Genomic DNA, 12,475 nt, shown 5'->3' with positions numbered 1-12,475 from the left:
AACTTCAACGACAACTTATTTTGTTCCTTCGAGATCAACCCCGCTCTTTTAAACGATGAATTTTACAAACAGACAAAGCGCCTACTCCTTAGTGGCGCTTTGTGCTTTAGGCTTTTTGATTGTTTCATATTTACCTCCATGTTTTGCTTCAATTAGCTTGATATTACAGAAGTTTTAGTCGCCTAGTATCGACGCTATCTTCTTTTTTGGTTTTGAGTTTTCAATATCTCCATAGTCCATAAGTGTTTTGGGAGTATCTAAGGACTTGTGATAACCTTAGATAATGTCTAATAGAAAGAGACTTTCGCTCAGACGGTACTTACCGCAGATTTTGCCTCCACTACTACCTTCCAAAATTTGCACCTGAGCCTCTGCCTCCTTGAGTTCTTGTACTTAAAGCTCAATTGTAGCTTTAATGACATTTTTTGAGGACGTGTTATTATTTATGCAATGTAGCACTCTAAACTTATATCCTGTAAAAGGTAATGATAGCAAGTAGCTTTTTATTAAAAATTGTAAAAAAGCTATATAAAAGTTTTAGGTAAAATTTGAATAGCTATTATGGTAGTGCTAATAACGTACTATTGTAGGTAAGTATGTCTTCAAATAAAAATTTAGACCTAGAAGCAGTACTAGAGATTTTAGAAGAGCGGGTGCTTCAGCATACCGGAAGATATTTGTCGCCCTCTGAAATGGTTTTAATCAAAGGGTCTTGGGATGGTAAAGACTATAAGGAGATAGCAAACGATTCGGGGTACAATGTGCATTATTTGCAGACTGGTGTAGGTACTCCGTTGTGGACAATGCTTACAGAAGTTGTTGGAGAGGGAGTACAAGTAAAAAAATTAACTTTAAGAAATATTTTGCTTAAACTAGCAAAAAAAGAATATTTGAAAAAGCTAGAAGCGTCATACCAAAATGTTGATCGTTTAATAGGCACAACTAGATTGTATGGGGATTTTCCAAAAATAACATCTTTTTATGGACGACAAGATGAAATAAGTATTTTAAAAAGGGAAGTCAATCTTTTAAAAAAACGGTGTATATCATTAATTGGAATTGCCGGAATTGGGAAAAGTATACTAGCGTCAAAGTTAATAGAAGAAATACTATTAGAAGATTCAAATAATTACGAATATGTTATTTGGAAAACAATAAAGCGTTCTTCAACAATTGATAATTTAGTTACGGATATAATTAAGAGTTTTAATATAGAACAAGCAGAAGATATAACTCTTCAGTCCAAGCTATCTTTATTGTTAAATTATTTGCAATTACATCGTTGTCTATTGGTTTTAGATGGTTTTGAAGCTATAGCGCCAGTAAATATTTTTGAAAAAAGATTAGAATACGAAGATTTTTTTGTTGGTATTACACAAGAAAAACATCAGAGTTGTGTAATTGTAACAAGCCAAGTGCCTTTAAAAGAAATTACTTATGTGAATGTAAACTCATCTATTGTATCTATTCAAATAGAAGGTTTAGAAGAAGATGCAGCAATCCAGTTAATGCGTGAAAAGGGCATAGCTGGAGAAAAATGTAAAGAATTGATTGAAACATATCGTGGAAATCCGTCAGAACTAGAGGCTGTTTCTGATCGAATAAATCGCATTTTTGGGGGAAGCCTAGAAAAATTTTTCGATTATAGGACTACTGTAATTGGCCCGCGAGTTGAGGCGATGTTAAATCTCCAATTTGGACAAAGTGGGCTTTTGACTGATCTTCAAAAGCAAGTAATGGTTTACTTAGCTGAGGAGATGGCAAAAAGTTCTGCTTTAATCCCTTTCTCAAAGCTTATTAATGATTTAAAAGAGCGATTAAAATTAGAAGCAATGTCAATTTCAAAGGTAATATCAGCTTTGGAAGCTTTAGAGCAACGCTCGTTAATTGAAGCCAGTAAGAAATCAAGTAAGCATGAACTCAGCTATGGTATGGAACCAGTTATTAAGAAATATATCTTAGTAGATCCATACGGTTTAGTATATAAATCATCAAATAAGAAAGAATTAACCAGTTATGTGCAGGAGCAAAACTCTCCGTGAGCTACTGTATAAATCCCTTGTGTAGTAGGCGGCATAATCCTGAAGATACTGAAAATTGTTTAGCTTGTGGTAATCCCTTACTAATAGATGGGCGCATTCGTTTACTGCGCCCATTGCGTTCTTTGGATGAAGATCCGTCTACCTATACAGATGTTTTTGAGGTTGAAGACGTTGAGCCGTCATGGGGGACAAAATCTAGAATCAGAGTAATGAAAGTACTAAGGTGGAGCGATCCTAAATTAGTTCGTCTGGTTCAGAGAGAATCACTTATATTACAGACGTTATATCATCCAGGAGTTCCTAAGTGTGGTGTGGATGACTATTTCACTTTTAAACTGAAGGACGGTCGTCTAGTATTGCACTGTTTAGTAATGGAAAAAGTTGAAGGAGAAAATTTACAACAGTGGTTAAAATCTTATGGAATAATTCCTCAAAAAGTGGCACTGGATTGGTTAGCACAACTAGTTGATATTCTGGAATCTGTACACCGCTCTGGCTTTTTTCATAGAGATATTAAACCAGAAAATATTATCTATCAACCTGATGGTCAACTGGCACTCGTTGATTTTGGAGCATCCAGACAGATTACCACAACATATTTAGCAAAAGTTGGCGCTAGTGGAGTGAATAAAAGAACACGTTTCAGTAGTGGATATGAAGTAACAGTTGTTAGAACGATTCGATTTTCTCCACTTGAACAACTTAACGGTCAAGCATTGCCTCAATCAGACTTTTATGCTTTGGGACGAACTTTTGTGAATTTGTTAACGGGGATATCACTATTGGAATTACCAATAGATCAAAACACAGGAAGACTAATCTGGAGAGATAAAGCACCACAAATTGATAAGCCTCTTGCTGATTTACTTGATGACATGATGGCTCCTTTTCCAGGACAACGCCCACAGACAACTCAAGTAATATTGGAACGTTTGCAGCGTTTACCATTTAAATTAAAACTTAATCGTTTTTTGGTTTCAAATATATTTAAATTATTTTTAGCAGGCTCATTATTAGCAACTATTAATACTAGTTTTAAACAAATTAATTTGGCTTTGTCTGCTTACTATTTTAATCAAGCTGGACATTATATGAATGAACCTAAAATAGCTAAAAAATATTATGAATTAGCATTAATTTACAATCCAAAAGATGATGAAATATATAATAACTTGGCAGTAGCTTGCCAGGTAACTCAGGACTTCAACTGTGCAATTGAGAACTACCAAAAAGCTTTCAAACTCAAGCCTAATGCTTGGGAACTGCACTATAATCTCGGCAATTTTTACGATGAGCAAGGTCAATATGACCAAGCAGAGCAGCAATACAAGTTATCGATTAAGTACGGCAAGAATCAACCGATGAATGCTGTCAACAATTTATCACGGCTCAAAAATATACAAGAAAAATACTCTGAGGCAGCACAACTAGCACTTGAAGGATTGAAAGGCACTTCAGATCCAGTATGGCAAGCAGCCTTGTACAAAAATTTAGGCTGGGCAAGATTCAAACAACAGCGTTACGCAGAGGCCAAAGATTACTTGCAGAAATCGGTGAAATTAGATTCTCGAAGAGTAGATGCTCACTGCTTGCTAGCAAAAACACAAGAAGCGTTAGGTGAGTTGGATAATGCTAGGACACATTGGGAAGTTTGCTTAATATCAAATAATTCTGGTCTACCAGAAATCTCAGAATGGAAACAACAAATTCTACAGCGCATTTTTCCAACAAATTGACTAAGGTGCGTGAATTTCGATAAGCTATCAAATAGATAGAAAATTACTAAATAATAGGAATGCTGATTGTACCAAAGTCAACAGCCAAAAGAAAAAAAGTTTCAAACTCTCAATTCGTAGCCATTGCATTAATACTGTTGTTTTCAAGCTTTAGCAGTGCAGGGGGACAAGCTCAATCAGTAGGTAGAAGCGATTCACATGAGCGAGACTGTGAAGTTGTAGCAAAAGTTATTAGTGGCGATATCAATTGGACACCCCAAAGTAAGCTTTGTAAAGATGACAAAATTCATCCAGTTCGTGGGCGTAAGGTTGAAATTTTTTGTTATTCACATGGAAAGCTTTTATACCTCACAGATAGTACTGTAAGTGAACATTGTTTACCGCTTTCCCAGCGCCGATTTGAGAATTGTACTTTGAAAAATGGGTATACCTGTGTGACACCCAAAGGGCCAGGGGAAGATGAAAATATACCTACATTAATCACTCCCTATGGTGTCGTCATTTTAAATACTAATCCGATACTATCTTGGTCTGCCACTCCTGAAGCTACTAGCTATATGGTGCAAATCGAAGGCAAAGGAGTTAACTGGTCAGTTGAGGTTAAGGCAACTCAACTGCCATACCCGAAAGATCAGCCAGCTATGGAGTCAGGGAATGTTTACAATGTAAACGTCATTGCTAATCGTGGAGATGAGCCGATTGCTGCTAGTGCCTCCATCCTCCTGATAGTCCCTACTGATAAGGCACAAGAGATAGCGACGACAATCAATCGTCTTCAAAGTCTCAATCAGTTCCAAGATGAATTGGCTATTGATGTAGATAGTGTATACGAAACAGAGAACTTGGTGAACGAATCGATTCTGGTGTTAAAGGCAAGAGCAAAAGCAGGTAGTAAAAATCCCACTATCTATCGATTATTAGGCGATCGCTACCTAGAGGCATACTTGCCATCTGCGGCCATATCTGCATATGCAACTGCAACCAAATTAGCTCGAAAAGAGAATAATGCCGATGAATTAGTCAAAGCAGAAGCAGGAGCGAAAATTGCAGATCAGAGCCAGAAAAGACGAGAAAGAGCAAGGGGCGGTTAGATTTAACCAGTGCTGACTCGTTGCAGACGACACCATAAGTTGTTGCACAGTGCTTTGTCGGTGGGACGATAACTCAGGGCGGCCGCATCACGTCAATAAAACTATTTTATTCTCAATAGACTTGAGAATAATCTCATTAAGCTCTGTTTTAGCGACACCGAATAGCCCGTCGTAGACATTGCATTGAGTCTTGGAAAATAAATTAAACGAGAAAAGCTAATTTTTCGTTGCTTCTCAACTTAGTTGTGATCAAGAGTAATTTAGATGCGGCCGCCCTGGACGATAACTGGTCTATAAATGGAAGCAGTAGACAACTTATGCTTCCACTGACATGCTTTTTGACTCAGTTGCCAACAAGAATAAAGCCAGCCCAGTAATAGGGATGGAAATATTTTTCACTAGACAACAAACTCAGTTTTGCAAGTCTTAGTGCTTCTGGTAAAACAAGTCCATTTTTCAATCCTTTGTAGAACTCCTCCATCAATAGAGCAGTAGAATCAGCATCAACTAGCCACAAACTAGCTAATGTACTGCGTGCTCCGGCTTGTACAGCTATTCCAGCAATTCCAAGGGCAGAGCGTTTATCACCCTTTGCAGTTTGACAAGCACTTAAAACAAGTAAATTAATTGTGTCGCCTTCATTTTTGAGCAAAAATTTCAAGTCTTTGACATTTAAAGGTTTGTCCCAAGTCAAGACAAAGGTTTGTTCAGGGTCAGAACTGAATTGAGCGTGAGTACTCAAATGAACTAAAGAAAATGAATTTTTTTCAATTTTTTGTTGAAAGCTGCGACTATTAAAATCACTATCAATTAAAGTTAAAACAGAAGTAGTATTTTTTTTGATATTTTCAATTTCTGCTTTGACTTCTGGCAAAGCTGGTAAATTTTTAGGAACTGAGGGGTCGTTAAGACTAGGACTAGGTTGAGAAATCCCGCCAATTAAAATATTAGAATTTTGGAATTTAGCCGAATGATTGTGCAATTGTTGAAAGCTTGAAGCTGTGACAATGCTATATGAATCAGTCAAATATTTTTTTCCATCATATAACATATCGATAGGTAAATTCTGGAAATAGCTATCTAGAACAAATCCTAAACTTCCTGAACTAGGAAGATACTGCTTAATCGGAGAAAACAAGAGGTTATAAAGAGTTTTAGAATAGATAAAATAGTTAACATCTTCAGTTCTAACAAACTGCTTTTTTTGAACAATTTTAAGTAAATTATCAATGGGGTCAGCTATTTGGTTAAAGTCTACTGTATGGCGATAAAATTTTTGGGGTGTTCTAACAACTACTTCTACTTGCTCTCTCAACTTAATTAAATAAATAATTGGAAATAATTCTTTTAGAGTTTGTTCATTCCTTAAAGAAGATAAATTCAATCTACCACATTGTAAAAAATTCTCTATTTCAGCGAGTCTTAGCTTCTCTTGAATTTCAACTGCTCGTTTTGACTTTACCTCATCTTGGGAAAATAACAACTCCATATATTCATGGTAAATAGGTTCAACTTTATCCTTGAAATTAAATTGAATTTCCGGGTTTACCCCTAGAAGATTACCTCGAACTTGTTCAAGACTGTTAATAGCAGATTCATATACTTGATTGGCTTTATCAACTTTTCTTAAGACTCGATATAAACGTCCTAATTGCCATTGCCACTCATAAGCAATATCCCAAGCTTGTACTGATTGAGCTAGTCCCATAGCTTTTTCAAAATATTGTGTTGCTTCAAGTGTTTTACCTAAAGAGTTGTAGATGGTAGCAATCGTTCCTAATGCATAAGATTCGGCTCGGTTATTATTCAGCTTTTGGGCTAAAGTGTTAGCTTTATTCGCTAATAGTAATGAAATTGATAACGGATTATCTTTTCTGGAGAAAACAAGTTGCTTTAACTGGATATCTTGGTCAATTTGCACTAAACTCTGAGCGATATTAAGTTGAGCATAGATAGATTCGATTGCAGGGAATGATTCAAATCTTTCCGGGCGACTTAATAAGCTATTAACTAATGTTTGAAGGTATTCATTTGTAGTTGGATTTTCTAAAATTACTATGCTCTTCCACTTTTCTATCTCTAAGATTAAACTTAACTGGTTGATTTTTGCTTGCAGGGGAAGTACATTTTGTTTTCTGCCTGCTAACTCTTGATAAAATTTCAGAGCATTTTGAGCTTTTGACTTAAGTTTTTTAAGTGATTTCTGTTTAGTAAATACATCATCAGTTAGCTGATATTTCCCTTTAGCTTGGATGTAAAGGGCACGTTCTGTATTACCTAAACTCAATAAAATTTGATTATAAATATCTGATTGTTTTGAATCTAGAGTTTCAGCCATTGCCATAGCATTGAATAATATAATCGAAGATGCTTCTGGATTACCAATCAGCCGCAGCACATCACCTAGATTGCGGAGTCCAATAATTCTGACTCTTGAAAATGGCTGTTTTTCCAAAGCAAACTTTAACGTCTCTAGATAGGCTTGTTGAGAAATTTCCCGTAATTCAATCGGGCTAGAGCAAATCCAATCCTCTAGCTCTAGAATCTTGCTTAGAGTTTGACAAGCACTAAGATATGAACCACTTGCTTGTAGTGCTAAACTTTGATTAATTAAGCTACCAGCAATGCCATCAGAATCTTTTAATTTGTAGTAAATATTGTAAGCTGCTTTCCATGTTTGTAATGCGGCTTGAGGCTGTCCTTTATTTAACTCTTCAAATCCTTGTTGATTGAGAAGTTGTGCTTGAGACTGTTCTAAATTTGCAGAAGTTTGGGATTTGGCTTGGACTTGACATAAAACTATCACTACCGTTAAAGATAGTCCCAAGATTAAATATTTTAAAGCAGTCGGTAATTGATAGAAAAATAAAATCCGTTTTCTTGCCATGTTTCTAAATTTGAGTTAGTGTCAGCAGGGATCAAAGGAACGCCCCAATCAAGACGAGCATTAAGGCGATCTTCTAACTGGTACTGTATACCAAGCCCGATAGATGCCAGTGTTCCTGTAAATACTGTTATTCCAGTATCTTTACCAGTAGTATTATTCCAGGAAGTTCCCACATCAAAAAAGGGAATGACCTGTAATTGTTCAGTGTCTGTTCTCCAAGCGGGAATACGTGCTTCAATTGATAGTAAAGCTCCGTTATCAGACAAAAATGTATCCTGTCTGTAACCCCTGACCGAATTTATACCACCATTAGCAAATTGTTCTAATGGCACAAGAGGGCGAGAAGCTAGCTGAATATCTGCTCTGACAACCAAGGATGTACCATTCGCTGCTAAACGCTGTAGCCATGAAGCTTGTCCTCGCCAAGAGAAGAAGCGACTGTCAGGAGCGGAATCGTTAACTGTGGCATCAATTGCACCAACTCCCAAATTGAACTGGGAGCGTGCCAATAATGCTCCTTGTCTTGTGCGTTGTGTCCATTCTTGAAAAAATCTGAGAGCGAAAATTCGCGTTCGCCCTTTAGAATCTGCGCCAGCACTTAAAGGAAAAGGAGTGTTGAGTAATGATGACTCGCTCTCTAGTCGGGAAGCTGTCAATCCTAAAGCAAATTCTTGAGTTGAATTAGGGCTGGCTTGTCGTAGTATTGGCTGACGCAAAGTCACTTCGTAAGCACGAGCACCAGAAAGAATATCTAGTCTGCTAAAAGGACGCTCAATAACATTGGCAGAAGAATTTGCATAAAAAAACTGCACAGTCCCGTTTTGGGAATTGAGAGGAATAGAATAATCAGCTGTTAGAGTATTACTGCCCTCAGTGTTTCTATACCCCAGACTCAACCGATCTCCTAGTCCCAAGAGGTTAGCATTGCTTAACTCAACTCGTCTCTGAAAACTGCCAATGGCAGGTGAGCGAGAGTTATCTAAGAAAGCTTCAATTCTAAAGGGTTGACGTGCTTGGACTGTAACGTTTAAAACAGAAGTACTTGATTGAGAGCCTTTATCTATAACTGTAGAAATTTTCTCAACCAAAGGATCTGTTTGCAATAATTGCAAAGCTGTCAGCAAATGTTTGCTATTAAATACTTCAGTAGTGTTTGTCCGTAAGCGTTCACGAATATAATTTTGTAATCGTGCGCTACCCATAACATTGATTTTCTCTAACTTGCCTTCAACAATTTGTATAGTGACTACTCCTCCACTGGCTGTAATCGCTTGATTCTCTTTAACAGGAAAGAAGGCTCCAGAAGTTAGATATCCTTGTTCAGTGTACAGCCTCGTGACTGCTGTACGAGCTTCGAGCAATTCTGAAAATGTAATTTCTCTGCCTGTGTAAGAAGCAACTACTGATTCTAGTTGTTGAGTTGATAAGACAGTATTGCCTTTGAATATGAACCTTTCAACTTTAATTTTTTCTCGGTTTATTTTGGGAATTTCAGGCATAGGCACTGAAGCAGGAGGTATTTGCAGTTCTTCTCTTCTTTCTATTGGAGAAGGAACTTGTGGACTCTGAGGAATTGTTGGTATTTGCTGTGTAAAGAGTCTTGGAGGTGCTGTTTTTGCTAAAAGCGGGTTAGTTGTTGATATCGGAATTGCTAGAAAAAAAGTTGCTCCGAACACATTTAAGTATCGATATTTGGACGACATAGCATTTTCTTAACATAGAAGCAACTTTTTAAACTTTTTCATTATCTAATAAAAGCAGCTAAGTAGATGAACAAAAATATTTACAGCCCTCGCGTTTGCCCTGATAGAAATCGCAAGGACTGGGATTGCTACCCTTCGAGAATGCTTCGCCTACATTAGGCTTCGCTGCATTCGCAATGAAATTATGTCATTAATTATGTTTAGCTACATAAAGCTGCTGTTTTATTTCAATGCTCTCTGTATCCTTCTATTTATATTTCTGAGAATTGTGACAAGGTGAGTCTGATAAAGAACCATAAGAAATCACTTCTTTTGGTTTAGTTGTAAAACTTACTGTACCATTTCCATTGTCTTTCCATCCTTGTGCTTCTACATATTCTTGATCTACTTCGATCTGTATTGGCTGTTGTGATTGTTTAGTGGAAATAGGTTGTCGCTCATCTCTCCAGCCATAAGTGCTGTTGAGGGGATCGCTTGGGCTTTGTGGAATACCCCCAGATCCTCTGTCCACAAACTCATTAGGTGCTTTACCCGATTGCGTAGCGCAAATCTGAGCAACTGTAGGAATATTAATTGCTGGTGGAACGAACGCTGCTTTAATGAAATCAAATTGTAAAGTATTTATTTGAACTATACCGTCAATTCCTCTGTCTGAAGTAGCTGTAATTTTACTATCAGAAGAAGGGAAGATTCCTTGAGTATTGATAGTGACATTACCACCCCGCCCCTCAAAGGCATTTGCTGTAATCTTGCTATTCTCTAAGAGAAGCAATAGTTCCGTATTAATATTAATGTTTCCACCGTTCCCCTTGGTTTCTTGCTGTCCAGCAGTTGTAGAGATATTGCTATTGCGTAATAGAACATTGTTCGCATTGAAGATAATGTCACCTCCCTCACCTACGGCAGTGGTCGCGGTAACGCCGCCGTTGTTTGTGATGTTAATGTCTTTAGCTTTAATTTCAAGTATTCCTGCATTACCTGAGCCATTATTTCTAACACTAACTTGAGCATTGTTATCAATATTCACTTGTTCAGCATTAATAATTAATTTGCCTGCGTTTCCAGTAGGAGTAGGAGGCACTCTATTAAATCTAATCCTCAAACTATTATCTAAAATAGCTCCTGATGAATCTATAAAACTAGGAAGTTTTGAATTTGAATCTACTCCTGAAATATCTACTGAACCAGAAGCGTTAATATTAATATTCCCAGCACTTCCAAACGATACGGTACTTGTAGATATACCCGCACCATCTCTGATCATTAGCTTTGAGGTATTAATTTCTAAATTTCCAGCATTACCACTACCAAAAGTAGCAGCATTAATTGTACTAGGGCCGACAATAGGCGACCTACCTATAATGTTTATGGTATTATTCGCATTTATTAAAACATTACCTCCTTTCCCACTATTAAAAGTTGTAGCTCCTAAACTGCTTCCATTCTTGAGTGTAATATTTTGTGTACTTAATTTTAAATTCCCAGCATTACCAAAAGAACTAGAAGCTGTAGTTATATTACCCCCATCTTCTAATATCAAATTCTTGATTACTCCAGTAATATTTCCACTATCTCCATAATTAATATAACTGAAACTATTAATAGCACCATATCCAAATTGATTAACATCAGATGGAGTAGAACCAGTAATTTTTAAATAATCGTTAGCATTTACTATTATTTCACCACCTGGAGCATTACTAAAAGTAGTAGTAGCTATTTGCGCTCCCCCAATAGTTATTTTATTTGAATTAAGTTCAATATTTTCTCCAGGCGTGTTTCCAAAGTTGCTAGTATAGATACCGCTAATACCAAATTCTGATGCATCTTTAACTTCCAAAACTTCAGAGTTAACACTAAGTTCTCCATTTTGCTTAAATCCCTGATTTTGGCTCATAATTAGCGCACCATTTAATACTTTTACATCGTTTCCCCGAATATTAATAGTATTTCCTTTACCTTCTGTGCTATTAACATAAACTAAAGCATTTTTTAAAAAGCTTATATCTCTAAAAGTCATGTTTTTTTCATAGGTTAAGAATAACCTGTTATCTTCGGGCTTAATATTAACTTCTCCTTGCTGTATACCTGCTAAATCAATTCTTCCATTTTTGGCACTAAGGACTCCTCCATCCAATAATATCTTTCCTCCTATTAAAGCTAAGGTATTTCCAGGCTTTACTTGTAAACCCGTAGAAATTACACTTGCATCTATAGGGGATCTCAAGATAGAGTTCTGAATGGGAAAACCATTACCTTGCACATTAATTTCTCCGAGGGTATCATAAAACTGCAAGCCAACAGGTACATTTAATGTTAGCAAAGGAGGATATTGAGGTTCCGTAGCACTAAATCCTATACTATCAATAAATTTAATACTATTTGCTGTAGTTGCTAAAAAAGAACCACCAATGTCTAATCGAGCATTTGCTCCAAAAGTGATTCCACTTGGATTCATCAAATATAAGTTAGCTGTTCCATTGGCTTTTATCAGTCCATCAATATTAGAAATTAATCCACCAGTAACTCTAGTAATAATATTTTGAATATTTAAAGTGTTATTAAATATAACTGTGTTTCCGGTTGGTATAGAAAAGTCTTGAAAACTATGAAAAAGGTTGTTTCCTACCTGAGTGCCCTCTTCAATAATTCGATTATTTCCTTCTATTTTGATATCAGTGTTATTAGGTAAACTAATATCTGGAGTAATTTGAGCCTCAGAAGGAAAGATGCTTGCAAAAGAAATAAAAACTGTAATTAGAAACGTATTGATGATAGTCTTCATAAAGTTTTCGTCTTTTTAAATAAGGAAGCAAATTTTAATTGATAGATAAAAATAGCTTTTAGATACCTATTAGGAAAATTCTTAAAAGGATTCAGGAATAAACTTTGAAGAACTTCTGCTTAGAGATTCAATTAGCTTAATAATGACTACTAAGTAGGTAGGTACAAATAAACCTAACTATGTAACAAAATGTAAAAATTTAAAAATTTAAAAATTTTTTGTGATTGCTTT

Annotated in this window: 6 protein-coding genes; 3 read left to right on the top strand and 3 right to left on the bottom strand. The window is 36.3% G+C overall.

What is annotated here, in order from left to right:
• The first annotated feature begins 596 nt into the window (after positions 1–596).
• The 3 genes from LC586_RS15335 to LC586_RS15325 are packed head-to-tail and all read left to right on the top strand — an operon-like array spanning position 597 to position 4,869.
• Entirely contained in the window at positions 597–2,042 is a 1,446-nt protein-coding gene (locus LC586_RS15335; protein ID WP_229485637.1) for a helix-turn-helix domain-containing protein, read from the top strand.
• A complete protein-coding gene (locus LC586_RS15330; RefSeq protein WP_229485636.1) occupies positions 2,039–3,778 on the top strand; it encodes a serine/threonine-protein kinase in 1,740 nt (579 codons plus the stop codon). The genes LC586_RS15335 and LC586_RS15330 overlap by 4 nt, the downstream gene beginning before the upstream one ends.
• Before the next feature lie 59 nt (positions 3,779–3,837).
• Positions 3,838–4,869 (top strand): hypothetical protein, encoded by a 1,032-nt coding sequence (locus LC586_RS15325; RefSeq protein WP_229485635.1) that lies wholly within the window; start codon positions 3,838–3,840, stop codon positions 4,867–4,869.
• Between the two features lie 343 nt (positions 4,870–5,212).
• Here the strand turns inward: LC586_RS15325 and LC586_RS15320 are convergent, their stop codons facing one another.
• From LC586_RS15320 to LC586_RS15310, 3 genes are all read right to left on the bottom strand, one after another.
• Positions 5,213–7,756, bottom strand: a complete 2,544-nt coding sequence (locus LC586_RS15320; protein WP_229485634.1) for a CHAT domain-containing protein — start codon at positions 7,754–7,756, stop codon at positions 5,213–5,215.
• On the bottom strand, positions 7,708–9,459 hold the full coding sequence (locus LC586_RS15315) for a ShlB/FhaC/HecB family hemolysin secretion/activation protein (protein ID WP_229485633.1): 1,752 nt from the start codon (positions 9,457–9,459) through the stop codon (positions 7,708–7,710). The genes LC586_RS15320 and LC586_RS15315 overlap by 49 nt, the downstream gene beginning before the upstream one ends.
• A 247-nt stretch (positions 9,460–9,706) precedes the next feature.
• Entirely contained in the window at positions 9,707–12,244 is a 2,538-nt protein-coding gene (locus LC586_RS15310) for a two-partner secretion domain-containing protein (protein ID WP_229485632.1), read from the bottom strand.
• Between the last annotated feature and the right edge of the window lie 231 nt (positions 12,245–12,475).

This window comes from Nostoc favosum CHAB5714 (genome assembly GCF_020829495.1).
GTDB classification, from domain to species: domain Bacteria; phylum Cyanobacteriota; class Cyanobacteriia; order Cyanobacteriales; family Nostocaceae; genus Nostoc; species Nostoc favosum.
The sequence above is the reverse complement of the archived record's forward strand: the minus strand, read 5'-3'. Positions and strand labels throughout refer to the sequence as shown.